This window comes from Simiduia curdlanivorans, from assembly GCF_030409605.1.
Lineage (GTDB): Bacteria > Pseudomonadota > Gammaproteobacteria > Pseudomonadales > Cellvibrionaceae > Simiduia > Simiduia curdlanivorans.
This window is the reverse complement of sequence record NZ_JAUFQG010000004.1, coordinates 1,425,096-1,438,025: the sequence shown is the minus strand read 5'-3', so window position 1 is coordinate 1,438,025 and position 12,930 is coordinate 1,425,096. Positions and strand designations below refer to the sequence as shown.

Sequence of the window (12,930 nt, the reverse complement as noted above, 5' to 3'; positions counted from 1 at the left end):
AAAGGCCCCTTGTTCCTGACATCGCCTAGGCGGATAGATATACTGTTGAGTTTTCTACGTTATGAGAACTGCTGTCAGTGGATACTATTCAAGTTAGAGGCGCACGCACCCACAACCTAAAAAATATCGATCTCGATATTCCTAGAGACAAACTCGTCGTCGTCACGGGGCTCTCCGGTTCCGGCAAGTCTTCCTTAGCCTTTGACACCCTCTACGCAGAAGGCCAGCGCCGCTACGTCGAATCTCTATCGACTTACGCGCGCCAATTCTTATCGATGATGGACAAGCCCGATGTCGACCATGTGGAGGGCCTCAGCCCGGCCATTTCCATCGAGCAAAAGTCCACCTCACATAACCCGCGCTCCACCGTGGGCACCATCACCGAAATCTATGATTACCTGCGCCTACTTTACGCTCGCGTTGGCGAGCCTCGCTGCCCTATTCACGGCGAGCCTTTGGCCGCTCAAACCGTCAGCGAAATGGTCGACCAGGTTTTGGCTTTGCCCGAAGGCACAAAAATCATGCTGCTGGCGCCCCTAGTGCGAGACCGCAAAGGTGAGCACTTACATATACTCGAGCAATTAAAACGCGATGGATTTATTCGCGCTCGCATCGACGGCCTTGTGGTTGATCTGGACGATGCGCCGGCATTAGATAAAAAGAAAAAGCACGCAATTGATGTCGTGGTTGACCGTTTTAAAGTTAAAGATGACTTGCAGCTTAGACTGGCGGAATCTTTCGAGACAGCACTGAACTTGGCCGAGGGCCAAGCCATGATCAGCTACATGGATGGCGATGGTGCAGACCGCATTTTTAGCGCCAAACACGCCTGCCCTATTTGCGATTACAGCCTCGCAGAACTCGAACCGCGCCTATTTTCATTTAACAGCCCCGCCGGCGCCTGCCCAAGCTGCGACGGTCTTGGTATGCGCCAATACTTCGACGAAGAAAAAATTGTCCACGATGAAGAGCTCACCCTCGCCGAAGGTGCCATTCGCGGCTGGGATCGTAGAAACGTTTATTACTTCCACATGCTCACCTCCATCGCCGAGCACTATAAATTTTCTATCGATACACCCTGGAAGAAATTGCGCAAAAAAGATCGCGATGCAGTGTTAAAAGGCTCAGGCGAAACGGAAATTTCCTTTCGCTATGTCAATGACCGCGGCGACATCTACCAGCGCACCCACTGTTTCGAAGGCGTCATGCCCAATATGGAGCGCCGTTACCGCGATACGGATTCGCAAATGGTGCGCGAAGATCTGACTAAATTTCTGTCCCATCAAAGTTGCCCGGAATGTGAAGGCACACGTTTACGCAAAGATGCGCGCAATGTGTTTATCGACAACCGACCGCTACCCGAAATTACCAACCTTCCGGTGGGCGAGGCCTACGATTATTTTAATAAGCTCAAATTTGCCGGCAGTAAACAAGAAATTGCCAGTAAGATTCTGAAAGAGCTGCAGGATCGATTTCGCTTTCTGGTCGATGTTGGGCTCAATTACCTAACCCTTAGCCGTAGCGCCGAAACACTATCCGGCGGCGAAGCGCAACGTATTAGGCTAGCCAGCCAGATTGGTGCGGGCCTTGTGGGCGTAATGTACATTCTGGACGAACCCTCCATCGGCCTACACCAGCGCGATAATGAGCGCTTACTTCGCACGCTAACGCACCTACGCGATCTGGGTAACACGGTGATCGTGGTAGAACACGACGAAGATGCCATTCGCAGCGCCGACTACCTCATAGATATTGGCCCTGGTGCCGGCGTGCATGGCGGCGAAGTGGTGGCAGCGGGCACTTACCAACAAGTACTTAAGGCGAAGAATTCGCTCACGGCGGACTACCTCTCTGGCCGAAAATCTATTGCGATTCCAAGCAAACGCACGCCCTATGACCCCAAGCAAGAGCTGATACTTTCTGGCGCCACCGGCAACAACTTGAAAGATGTCACGCTGACAATTCCGGTAGGTTTAATGACCTGTGTAACCGGGGTATCAGGCTCTGGTAAATCAACGTTGGTGAATGCAACGCTGCACCCCATCGCTGCAACAGAACTTAATAAGGCCACCACACTAAAACCTGCACCCTATAAAAGCATTAAGGGCATGGATCAGTTTGACAAGTGTGTCGATATTGATCAAAGCCCGATTGGCCGCACGCCGCGTTCAAACCCAGCAACCTATACCGGTATTTTCACCCCAATTCGCGACATTTTTGCCGGCACGCAAGAAGCGCGCTCGCGCGGCTACAAAGCTGGCCGGTTTAGCTTTAACGTGAAAGGTGGCCGCTGTGAGGCCTGCCAAGGCGACGGCGTCACTAAAGTAGAAATGCACTTTTTACCCGATGTCTACGTGCCTTGCGATGTGTGCAAAAGCAAACGCTACAACCGCGAAACCCTTGAAATAAAATTCAAGGGTAAGAACATTCATGAAGTATTGGATCTTACCGTTGAGGATGCGCGTGAATTTTTCGACGCGGTTCCTGCAATCGCGAAAAAATTACAGACATTGATGGATGTTGGCCTTTCCTATATTCGCCTTGGCCAAGCCGCTACAACACTGTCTGGCGGCGAAGCGCAAAGGGTCAAGCTCGCCAAAGAACTATCTAAACGCGACACAGGTAAAACCCTCTATATTCTCGATGAACCGACTACCGGCCTGCATTTTTACGACATTCAACAACTATTAAACGTACTGCATAGGTTGCGCGATCACGGCAATACCGTCGTCGTTATCGAACACAATTTAGACGTTATAAAAACCGCGGATTGGATCGTCGACCTAGGGCCAGAAGGCGGCAGCGGCGGTGGCGAAATTATCGCTCAGGGCACACCCGAGGATGTTGCCAAAGTTAAACAGTCTTACACGGGTCAATTTTTGAAACCCATGTTGGCCAAAGCCGGCCCTGCGCCGAAGCCGAAAAGCACTAAGACTAAAAAAGCAAAAGCTTAAATTTCAATTACGCGCAAATTGGAGCACGCCGGCTTGGGTTAATTTTTCTCTAACCGGCGCCATTAACTCGGTAAAGTGCTGCCATCGACCGACGGAGCGCGTATGCGGCTTTTCCCGCACTTGCGCCGCACTTGCTGTTGCTACGGTGTTTTTTTGCTGATGAAAATTGAGGCAGGCTGACTCGAACGGTAAATCCAACCGCACCAATAATGATCGAATCTCCTCTTCTGGGTTGGCAACCAAATTTTCGTAACTAACCTCGACCAAGCGATCGCCCAGTAAACTTCGCCAATGCGCCATCAAGCGGTGATAACCTAAATAGTATTCCGCCAACTCATCAAGGTTGTATGAAAACGCATAGGCACCGGCGAACAACTGTTTATAGATGGCAAAGCAAGCGTCAAGCGGGTGGCGCGTCAGATGGACAATTTTCCCGCGCGGGAAAGCGGCTGCAATGAGCCCAAGGTAGTAATAATTAAAGGGCAGCTTATCAGTTCGATAACGGCCTAATCGCCCCAAATAATTCGATTCACGCCAATAACGCTCAGCCAGCTTGTCAGCATTAACACCCGCCATTGCCGTCATTATGTCGGCATTAATTGGGTCTGCACTTAAGACTCCACTCAAAGACTTAACACCTACACCAAGAAACTGTAACTCGCCTGCACCAGACACTGCAGAGTGGGCACACAGAACTGCATCCACCAGTGTGGTGCCGGTACGCGGTAAACCAACAATAAAGAGCGGATTCGTTTCGTCAGACGCATTAATTTTTACTGCCGCGAGCTTAGCTTGGGCAAGCCAGCTGGCATCGTAATGCTTAATAATAGCGGAAACTAAAGCCGATTCTGTTGCTTGATTATATGGCGGTGCGATTAACTTTGCCTGTGCTGCAGCCGCTTGATAATAACGGGAAGCACTCACCCAATCATCGACATCTTCCGCTAACTTACCTAAGCCATAATTAGCATAAGCGAGATCTTGTGGTTCAGACCAACTAGAAAGAAATTGACAAATTTGGCCGCTAAGGACTTCAGGCGCGCTCTGCTTTAAGCGTGAAAGCTGCCACCAAGCACGTGCGTCTTTCGGCCTTAATTCTAGATTTTTCAAGAGACTATCGCGCGCCAATAACATCTCGCCATTGAACAGTGCGCACGCAGAGAGATTACTTAAGTAATGCGGATTCGACGGTTTTAGCTGAACGGCTTTAGTGAAATAAGGCAGCGCCTCTAGATGACACCCAACGTGGGTCAACACCGAGCCGGCCAAATCGAGCAGAAATGCACTGCTTTGTATATCCGGACTCGCTATGCGAACTAATTCGGCTGCGCGGCCATGCTCAGCTGTTCGAACTAAACAACGGGCCAGATGAACCGCCGCGTCACAGCGCTGCTCATCTAGACTTAAGGCGCGTTCAAAGGCGCGCGCAGCAAGTTGATATCTCTCTGATTGCCCGGCGAGCACACCTGCAAGAAAGTGACCTTCAGAATGATTTGGCCAGCGACTTAACCACGCCTTGCAGCATTGATTTAGTCGCGGCCAATTTTGTTCTGACATGGCTTGCCGACTTTGGGCGAGCAATGCAGACCATTCAACTTGAGTATCCAACAGCCGTTCACTCCCAGAAAAAAGGCGGCACGAGGCCGCCTTTTTGTAACAAAAAACAGTAATTAGAAACGGTAACCTGCTTCCAATCCTATCATGCGTGGATTGCCCACGTAACGGAACGAACCGCGATCACCGTAACGTGCTTCGCCACGTGCACCATTCTCGTAGTACTCATTAGTTGCGTTATCAATGAATAGCTTCACATTCCATTGATCTTGCACGTAGTCAGCGCTCAGGTTGAGCAAGCCGTAGCTATCGAGCTCAACGTAATCACCGTTGTTAGCAATGGTGTCGTTTAACTGGGTTGCTACCGAGTCTTTCCAGTAGTAGTTACCACGAAGAACTAACTCAGCGGCACCTAACGGAATGCTGTAATCAGCGGCTAAGTTAAATTGCAACTCTGGTACACCTGGAAAGGCGTCACCCTCAAGACCGTTAATTTCAGGCGCATCCTCTGTCAGCTGCGTGTCGTAGAAAGTTATCCAGCCATCAAGGCGAAGTCGCTCTGTTGCATAGGCCTGCAAGGTTAATTCAACGCCTCGAATCTGACCTTCCTGACCGTTCTTAGTAATGTTTAACGCATTTTCTTGAGACTTGGTGGGTACTTGCAAGTCAGACCAATCAATCTGAAACAACGCCGCATTAGCCGTAACTCGACCATCAACCCAAGTAGAGCGCAAACCTAGCTCATAGTTTGTAGCCTTGTCTGGCGCGTAGGTTTTTTCACTAGCAAGCAGGCCAGGCCCAATATTAACTCCACCGCGGCGGAAGCCTTCAGCCCAAGTTCCATACACCATCATATCTTCGGTAAGGTCATAAGATACATTGAGCTTACCGACAGAATCTTTAACCGAGCCCTTACCCGAATCACACTCGGGCTCTGTAGCATCACCAGGAGTGCCATTCCAGTTGTAGATCGCGAGTAATGTACAATCTTCTTTGATATTCAAGGTTTGCTCGAAGCGACGTAAGCCACCGGTTACCTGCATGGCATCGGTGATGTGCCAGGTAACCTCACCAAACACCGCTTTTTCGGTAAAGGTATCCTTATTCGTAGCTAGATATTCAACCTCACCCCAACCGGTATCGATACCAGCCCAATCCTGATACCCAGGCGTGTACTCTGTAGACGAACCTTCGGACTCTTCATTCTCGTAGTAGATGCCGGCGATCCAGTCGATTGCGCCATCGCCCGTAGAAAGGAAGCGCGTCTCGTGCACTAAGGTATCTACATCATCAAGCTCTTGCGTGAACGCCGAAAACTCTGGGAAATCGGCGTAACCAGGCCAAATATCCACAACCAATAGATCGGTTTGATCGCGCTGACCTCTACCGGTAAAACTGGCTAAAGAAGTAGTGGAGAAAATCTCTACATAATCGGTTTTCCAATCAAACTCTACGTTAGCAAGCTGATCTTTAGCTTCATAGGGCTCAACGTAACGCATGGCGGAATGATATTTGTTGCCGGTATAAAGCTCATTACCTGCCTGACGCGCGCCTGCATCTTGATCTTGCACGAAGTAATTAGCTTGTACATAGAACTCCTCGGTAGGCTCCCAGCGCAAGGAAGCGCGAGCACTAGTGGTTTGTTCGTTATTAGCATCTTTTACAACGCGGGAATTGTTTGATATGCCTGGTTGAGTGAGCACGTCGGTGTAATCAATAAAGCCCGCATCATCGAGATAGCCTACGGCAAAGCGCGCCGCAACCGTTTCTGACAAGGGAATATTTACTATCGCATTGGTTTCATAGGACAGGCTGTCACTTTCGGCGTTTTGCGACATCTTGCCGTAAACTTCGCCTTCAAAAGCCTCAGTGCTTGGCTTGTTCAAGATATAACGAACGGTACCACCCATGGCGCCACGACCGTAAAGCGTGCCCTGAGGACCACGTAACACTTCAATCCGCTCAATGTCGATGAGTTTAAAGTCGATTAATAAAGGTGTGTCGTTTACATAACGGGAAATGACATCTTTACCGCCTTGGTTTTCTGACGCTTGTAAGCCTCCAATGTTCATCCCCCTTAGGGTCACCAGGCTGGTACCGCGCGCACCAGCATCAACCATCTGCATACCAGGAACAAATTGGGCCATTTTTGACAAGCTTGTGGCGCCGAGCTCACGGAGCGCTTCGCCATTCACTGCTGTAATGTTATAGGGAATATCCTGGACGCCTTCTGCACGTCGGGTCGCCGTAACGATAACTTCTTCGATATCGAAGATGGCGGCGTCTTGAGCCAGAACATGTGGTGCGGACAGACTAACCGCTGACATAGCGAGCGCTTGGGAAAGTAGACGGGGCTTAAACATTGATATCTCCAGTGATTTTTAACCAACCTACATTAGGGCTGATAATATTATGAGCACTCATGCTAAGCGGCCGCTAAACCGTCAACAAGACTTTGCTCACTCGAGCGCCTTTTTGCTGTACGGGTCTGTCGCAAATTGGTAACTCCGCCTTAAAATCAAGGATATCTATGCCGACATAGGAACCGCGAGGAAAGACGAATGTCGCGATTGCCATTAGAAAAATATTAACGCCTAGAATGAGGGCAAAAAAAAGGCCGAGCATAAGCTCGGCCTTTTTTTGATCTCAGCGCTAATTACTCAGCAGCTTCAACCTTGGCATTGCGATCAACCAACTCAACATAGGCCATAGGAGCCTTGTCGCCGGTACGCAAACCACATTTCAAAATACGAACATAACCGCCGGGGCGGCCTTCGAAGCGTGGGCCTAGTTCGTTGAACAGCTTACCAACCGCTTTATCATTGTTCAGACGGCTGAACGCTAAACGACGGTTTGCAACACTGTCAGTCTTTGACAAAGTGATCAAAGGCTCTACGACGCGGCGCAGTTCCTTTGCCTTTGGCAAAGTAGTCTTAATCAGTTCATGCTCAACCAAAGAAATCGCCATGTTCTTGAACATAGCCTTACGGTGTGAGCTGTTACGATTCAGTTGACGGCCACTTTTACGATGACGCATGACGCTAAATCCTATTCATTCTGATTGCTATCACAGCAAATCTTGTTAAGCGCGCGGCGTACCGCGCACAGAATCTACCTACTTGTCGTCTGAACGAAGACTAGCTGGTGGCCAGTTTTCAAGACGCATACCCAAAGACAAACCGCGCGAAGCAAGAATATCTTTGATTTCGGTCAGTGACTTTTTACCCAGGTTCGGGGTCTTCAACAGCTCAACTTCGGTGCGCTGAATCAGATCGCCGATGTAGTAAATGTTCTCAGCTTTCAAGCAATTGGCAGAGCGTACGGTAAGCTCGAGGTCATCAACTGGGCGCAACAGCACCGGATCGATTTCTTCTTCTTTACGCACTGGCTCAGCTTCTTTCTCGCCTTCCAGATCAACAAATACTGCCAACTGCTGCTGCAGGATAGTAGCTGCGCGACGGATAGCTTCCTCTGGCTCGATTGTGCCATTGGTCTCTAAATCCAACACTAACTTATCCAAATCGGTACGCTGTTCAACACGCGCACTTTCTACTGAATAAGCTAAGCGCTTAACCGGGCTGAAAGATGCATCCAACTGCAAGCGACCAATAGCGCGAGTTTCTTCCTCGTCGCTGTGACGCTGATCAGCTGGCTCATAGCCGCGACCGCGTGACACGGTCAGCTTCATGTTGAGCGCTTTGTCACCGGTGATATTAGCAATAACGTGGTCGGGATTTTTAATCTCAACTTCGTGATCAACTTGGATATCGCCAGCGGTTACAACGCCCGCACCTTTTTTCGATAAAGTCAGTTCAACCTGATCTTTACCGTGCATGATTACTGCCACACCCTTCAGGTTGAGCAGGATTTCGATAACGTCTTCCTGCACGCCTTCGATAGCGCTGTACTCGTGTTGTACACCGTCGATTTTAACTTCGGTGATCGCACAACCGGGCATGGAAGATAGCAATATGCGACGCAACGCATTGCCCAACGTATGACCAAAACCACGCTCCAGAGGCTCTAGAACCACCTTTGAGCGGGTTGAGCTCAATTCGGTAACGTCGATATGACGCGGTGTATAAAACTCGTTTACTGCACTCTGCATAGCCGTTCCTGTTAGGGGTTAATTACTTGGAGTAAAGTTCAACGATCAGGTTTTCGTTGATGTCGGCAGATAGATCGCCACGATCGGGAACGCGCTTGAAAGTGCCTTCCTTCTTATCGCTGCTCACATCAACCCACTCAACGTCTGCGCGCTGTGCAGCCAAGGTCAGAGCTTGCGCAATACGCAGCTGAGTCTTTGACTTTTCACGCACGGCAACCACGTCGCCTTCAGCTACTTGATAAGACGGGATGTTTACGGTCTTGCCGTTAACCAAAATCGTCTTATGAGAAACCAACTGACGGCTTTCGGAACGTGTAGAACCGAAACCCATACGGTAAACAACGTTATCTAAACGCGTTTCCAACAGCTTCAACAGGTTTTCACCGGTTGCACCCTTACGACGGGCTGCTTCTTTGTAGTAACCACGGAATTGCTTTTCAAGAATGCCGTAAATACGACGAACTTTTTGCTTTTCGCGAAGCTGCACACCGTAGTCGGATAAACGACCGCGACGTTGACCATGTTGGCCAGGTGCAGTTTCTGCCTTACATTTTGAATCTAGCGGGCGTGCGCCACTCTTCAGGAACAGATCTGTTCCCTCGCGACGCGCCAGCTTACACTTTGGTCCGATATAACGTGCCATTGTTCAAGTCCCCTTAGACGCGACGCTTCTTGGAAGGACGACAGCCATTGTGTGGAATCGGCGTGACGTCAACGATGTTGGTAATTTTGTAGCCAACATTATTCAGCGCGCGAACAGCAGATTCGCGGCCTGGGCCTGGGCCCTTTACTTCCACATCTAGGTTCTTCAAGCCGTATTCTTGCGCGGCCTGACCTGCACGCTCTGCAGCAACCTGTGCAGCAAATGGCGTACTTTTACGTGAACCACGGAAACCTGAACCACCGGCAGTCGCCCATGAAAGGGTGTTACCCTGGCGGTCGGTGATGGTCACAATCGTGTTATTAAAAGAAGCGTGGATGTGGGCAACACCATCAACCACGGTCTTTTTGACTTTCTTGCGAACAGTCTTATTACTTGGCTTGGCCATAGCAATCTCTTCCTAAACCTTTGGTTACCGAAAAGCCAATTTATTTCTTAATTGGCTTGCGCGGACCCTTGCGGGTGCGGGCGTTTGTCTTGGTGCGCTGACCACGAAGTGGTAGGTTGCGACGATGACGCAAGCCGCGATAACAACCAAGATCCATCAATCGCTTGATGTTCATGTTGATTTCACGACGCAGATCGCCTTCAACCGTACGCTTGGCGATTTCACCACGCAGCACGTCCAATTGTTCTTCGGACAACTCGCCAACCTTTGTCGTTTCAGCAATACCAGTCGCAGCCAGAATTACTTTAGCAGTCGGGCGACCGATGCCGTAAACGTAGGTTAAGGAGATAACCGCGTGTTTGTTATCTGGTATATTGACACCAGCAATACGGGCCATTCAATTTACTCCATAAAGCACAAAATTGTAGCGTTGACGGCAAAGCACGCCACCCACTACACCAAAAGGCGCAGCAGGATAGCGAACATACCAGCGAAATGCAATAGCCGAGGGATTGCTCCCTAAGCGACAGTCAACGCCCCCTGACCAGAATGTAGGTTTCAGTACCCACAAAACTGGCTTTGCCGAAGTTGCTAAACAACAACTTCGGCACTTAAATTAGCCTTGACGCTGCTTGTGACGTGGCTCAACGCTGCAGATTACCCGCAGAACACCGTTGCGCTTGACCATTTTGCAGTTACGGCAAACTTTCTTAACTGAAGCACGAACTTTCATTTTCTACCTCGCTTAAATCAGCCCTGACCCTAGCGGCCAAAACTCTTCAAGTTTGATTTCTTCATCAGTGAATCATACTGATGAGACATTAAATGGGCTTGCACTTGGGACATAAAGTCCATGACAACCACAACCACAATCAATAGCGAAGTACCACCTAGATAGAAAGGCACATTGGTCGCTACGATCAAAAACTGCGGCAACAAACACACTGCTGCCATGTACAGCGCACCTACAACAGTCAAGCGGGTCAGCACGGTATCAATATACTTAGCCGACTGCTCACCGGGACGAATCCCTGGGATGTAAGCACCAGATTTCTTAAGGTTATCCGCCACTTCTTTCGGGTTAAACATCAACGCCGTATAGAAGAAGCAGAAGAAGATGATCATCGCAGCAAACAAGACGAAGTTAAGCGGCTGGCCTGGGCCAATAGCTAACGCCAACTCTTGTAAAAACTCTGCACCGGCACCTTCACCCTGACCAAACCAACTGGAAATGGAGGCAGGGAACAACAGTAAACTACTCGCGAAAATGGGCGGGATTACACCGGCCATGTTCACTTTCAAGGGTAAATGGCTGGTTTGCGCCGCGAAGGCTTGCCGCCCCTGCTGACGCTTGGCGTAGTTCACCGTAATACGGCGTTGACCACGCTCAACACGCACCACAAACCACACAATCGCTATCGCCAGGAAGGTGATTGCCAACAACATCAGGATGTGCAAATCGCCCTGACGCGAGCTTTCAAATGCCTGACCAACCGCGCTGGGTAGACCGGCTACGATACCTGCGAAAATCAGCATGGATATACCATTACCAATACCGCGCTCAGTAACCTGCTCACCTAACCACATCATAAATACGGCGCCGGTCACGAGTGACACAACCGCAATAAAATAGAAGCTAAAACCCGGTTCGCCGCCATACGCCTGACCAGAGAAACCCACCGCCATCGCGATACCCTGGAAAGTCGCCAACATTACCGTGAAGTAACGAGTGTACTGGCTAATCTTGCGCCGACCCGCATCACCTTCCTTCTTTAACTGTTCTAAAGAGGGGGTTACGGCCGTCATCAACTGCATAATAATCGATGCAGAAATGTAAGGCATGATACCCAACGCCAAGATACTCATGCGCTCGAGCGCACCGCCGGAAAACATGTTAAACAAACCCAAGATAGTGCCTTGGTTTTGGTTGAACAAGCTAGCCAAACGATCAGGATCTAAGCCTGGTACAGGGATGTGAGTCCCTATCCGATATACAACAATAGCCAGAAACAGAAAACGAAGGCGAGCCCAAAGCTCGCCTAAACCTTTCTGATTTCCTAATGGCAGATTACTCGCCATTGGGACCTCGTATTATTCTTCTACTTTACCGCCAGCGGCTTCAATCGCAGCTTTGGCGCCCTTGGTAACAGCAAGACCTTTAACGGTAACTGCTTTAGTCAGCTCGCCGGACAACATGATCTTGGCGCGTTTAATGTTGGTGCCGATGATATCAGCTCGCTTCAACGCTTCCAAATCAATTAGTTCGCCTTCTACCTTATTTAACTCGCCTAAACGCACTTCCGCAGTGACGCGGCCGATACGTGAAGAGAAGCCAAACTTTGGCAAGCGCTTCTGCAAAGGCATTTGACCGCCTTCGAAGCCTGGACGAACACTGCCACCAGAACGGGATTTTAAACCCTTGTGACCGCGACCAGCAGTTTTACCCAAACCGCTACCAATACCGCGACCTACGCGCTTCTTGGCATGATTGCGGCCGGGGTTTGGGCTCAGAGTATTAAGACGCATATTACTCTCCCTCAACCTGGACCATATAGGTCACTTTGTTAATCATTCCACGTGTTGCTGGAGTATCTTCTACTTCAGCAGTGTGGCCGATGCGACGCAGTCCCAAGCCCTTCAAACAGGCTTGGTGCTTTTTCAGGCGGCCGATTGAGCTTTTTACCTGAGTCACTTTGACAGTTTTCTTAGCCATAGTCGTTCCGAATTCTCAGTTCTTGTCTCAGGCCTTAGCCCAAAATGTCTTCAACACTTTTGCCACGCTTAGCCGCAACGGATTCCGGAGAAACCATAGCCTTGAGCGCGTCGAATGTCGCACGTACAACGTTTACCGGGTTGGTAGAACCGTAGCACTTAGACAAAATGTTTTGGACGCCAGCAATTTCCAGCACCGCACGCATCGCACCACCGGCAATAACACCGGTACCTTGAGAAGCAGGCTGCATGTAAACTTTAGAACCGCCGTGGCGACCCTTGGTTGCGTACTGAATGGTATCGCCATTCAATTCAACTTGGATCATGTTGCGACGGGCAGCTTCCATAGCTTTCTGGATTGCGATAGGCACTTCGCGCGCTTTACCGCGACCGAAACCTACTTTACCGTTTCCGTCACCAACAACTGTCAATGCTGTGAACGCAAAAATACGACCACCTTTAACAGTTTTTGCAACGCGGTTTACCTGGACTAGCTTTTCCTGCAAGCCTTCGGTATTACCTGTATCTTTCTTTTCGTAAGCCATGATTCAAC

Annotated in this window: 13 protein-coding genes; 1 reads left to right on the top strand and 12 read right to left on the bottom strand. The window is 49.8% G+C overall.

Translation table 11 applies throughout. The features are described 5' to 3' along the window. Nucleotides 1-77: 77 nt before the first annotated feature. Nucleotides 78-2,954, top strand: coding sequence for an excinuclease ABC subunit UvrA (gene uvrA / locus QWY82_RS06580; RefSeq protein ID WP_290260759.1), 2,877 nt, complete (start codon nucleotides 78-80; stop codon nucleotides 2,952-2,954). 3 nt (nucleotides 2,955-2,957) lie between these two features. On the opposite strand, the gene QWY82_RS06575 is transcribed toward uvrA, so the two are convergent. The 12 genes from QWY82_RS06575 to rpsE form a co-directional block, all read right to left on the bottom strand. Then, a complete protein-coding gene (locus QWY82_RS06575) occupies nucleotides 2,958-4,562 on the bottom strand; it encodes a tetratricopeptide repeat-containing sulfotransferase family protein (protein ID WP_290260758.1) in 1,605 nt (534 codons plus the stop codon). Between the two features lie 62 nt (nucleotides 4,563-4,624). Continuing rightward, the gene (locus tag QWY82_RS06570) at nucleotides 4,625-6,871 is read right to left on the bottom strand and encodes a TonB-dependent receptor (RefSeq protein WP_290260757.1); all 2,247 of its coding nucleotides are present in this window, start codon (nucleotides 6,869-6,871) and stop codon (nucleotides 4,625-4,627) included. 293 nt (nucleotides 6,872-7,164) lie between these two features. Continuing rightward, complete coding sequence (rplQ, locus tag QWY82_RS06565; RefSeq protein WP_290260756.1) at nucleotides 7,165-7,545, bottom strand: 50S ribosomal protein L17; 381 nt, start codon at nucleotides 7,543-7,545, stop codon at nucleotides 7,165-7,167. Between the two features lie 78 nt (nucleotides 7,546-7,623). Then, on the bottom strand, nucleotides 7,624-8,616 hold the full coding sequence (locus tag QWY82_RS06560; RefSeq protein ID WP_290260755.1) for a DNA-directed RNA polymerase subunit alpha: 993 nt from the start codon (nucleotides 8,614-8,616) through the stop codon (nucleotides 7,624-7,626). A 22-nt stretch (nucleotides 8,617-8,638) separates the two neighbouring features. Beyond that, nucleotides 8,639-9,259: a 30S ribosomal protein S4 gene (gene rpsD, locus QWY82_RS06555; protein ID WP_290260754.1), complete on the bottom strand. Its 621-nt coding sequence runs from the start codon at nucleotides 9,257-9,259 to the stop codon at nucleotides 8,639-8,641. 13 nt (nucleotides 9,260-9,272) lie between these two features. Next, the gene (rpsK, locus tag QWY82_RS06550) at nucleotides 9,273-9,665 is read right to left on the bottom strand and encodes a 30S ribosomal protein S11 (RefSeq protein ID WP_183911551.1); all 393 of its coding nucleotides are present in this window, start codon (nucleotides 9,663-9,665) and stop codon (nucleotides 9,273-9,275) included. Nucleotides 9,666-9,705: 40 nt separating this feature from the next. Further along, on the bottom strand, nucleotides 9,706-10,062 hold the full coding sequence (gene rpsM / locus QWY82_RS06545; protein ID WP_290260753.1) for a 30S ribosomal protein S13: 357 nt from the start codon (nucleotides 10,060-10,062) through the stop codon (nucleotides 9,706-9,708). 219 nt (nucleotides 10,063-10,281) lie between these two features. Further along, a complete protein-coding gene (gene rpmJ / locus QWY82_RS06540) occupies nucleotides 10,282-10,398 on the bottom strand; it encodes a 50S ribosomal protein L36 (RefSeq protein ID WP_015047163.1) in 117 nt (38 codons plus the stop codon). 29 nt (nucleotides 10,399-10,427) lie between these two features. Continuing rightward, nucleotides 10,428-11,744, bottom strand: coding sequence for a preprotein translocase subunit SecY (gene secY / locus QWY82_RS06535; RefSeq protein ID WP_290260751.1), 1,317 nt, complete (start codon nucleotides 11,742-11,744; stop codon nucleotides 10,428-10,430). Nucleotides 11,745-11,756: 12 nt separating this feature from the next. Next, nucleotides 11,757-12,191 carry a 50S ribosomal protein L15 gene (gene rplO / locus QWY82_RS06530; protein WP_290260750.1) on the bottom strand — a complete coding sequence of 145 codons (435 nt, stop codon included), beginning with the start codon at nucleotides 12,189-12,191 and terminating at the stop codon, nucleotides 11,757-11,759. 1 nt (nucleotide 12,192) lies between these two features. Further along, nucleotides 12,193-12,378 carry a 50S ribosomal protein L30 gene (gene rpmD, locus QWY82_RS06525; RefSeq protein ID WP_290260749.1) on the bottom strand — a complete coding sequence of 62 codons (186 nt, stop codon included), beginning with the start codon at nucleotides 12,376-12,378 and terminating at the stop codon, nucleotides 12,193-12,195. Between the two features lie 34 nt (nucleotides 12,379-12,412). Continuing rightward, nucleotides 12,413-12,922: a 30S ribosomal protein S5 gene (gene rpsE, locus QWY82_RS06520; protein WP_290260748.1), complete on the bottom strand. Its 510-nt coding sequence runs from the start codon at nucleotides 12,920-12,922 to the stop codon at nucleotides 12,413-12,415. Between the last annotated feature and the right edge of the window lie 8 nt (nucleotides 12,923-12,930).

Excerpts from the sequence above, each read along its gene's own strand:
- QWY82_RS06570 (WP_290260757.1), bottom strand. The coding sequence starts at position 6,871 with ATGTTTAAGCCCCGTCTACTTTCCCAAGCGCTCGCTATGTCAGCGGTT.
- rplQ (WP_290260756.1), bottom strand. The coding sequence starts at position 7,545 with ATGCGTCATCGTAAAAGTGGCCGTCAACTGAATCGTAACAGCTCACAC.
- QWY82_RS06560 (WP_290260755.1), bottom strand. The coding sequence starts at position 8,616 with ATGCAGAGTGCAGTAAACGAGTTTTATACACCGCGTCATATCGACGTT.
- rpsD (WP_290260754.1), bottom strand. The coding sequence starts at position 9,259 with ATGGCACGTTATATCGGACCAAAGTGTAAGCTGGCGCGTCGCGAGGGA.
- rpsK (WP_183911551.1), bottom strand. The coding sequence starts at position 9,665 with ATGGCCAAGCCAAGTAATAAGACTGTTCGCAAGAAAGTCAAAAAGACC.
- rpsM (WP_290260753.1), bottom strand. The coding sequence starts at position 10,062 with ATGGCCCGTATTGCTGGTGTCAATATACCAGATAACAAACACGCGGTT.
- rpmJ (WP_015047163.1), bottom strand. The coding sequence starts at position 10,398 with ATGAAAGTTCGTGCTTCAGTTAAGAAAGTTTGCCGTAACTGCAAAATG.
- secY (WP_290260751.1), bottom strand. The coding sequence starts at position 11,744 with ATGGCGAGTAATCTGCCATTAGGAAATCAGAAAGGTTTAGGCGAGCTT.
- rplO (WP_290260750.1), bottom strand. The coding sequence starts at position 12,191 with ATGCGTCTTAATACTCTGAGCCCAAACCCCGGCCGCAATCATGCCAAG.
- rpmD (WP_290260749.1), bottom strand. The coding sequence starts at position 12,378 with ATGGCTAAGAAAACTGTCAAAGTGACTCAGGTAAAAAGCTCAATCGGC.
- rpsE (WP_290260748.1), bottom strand. The coding sequence starts at position 12,922 with ATGGCTTACGAAAAGAAAGATACAGGTAATACCGAAGGCTTGCAGGAA.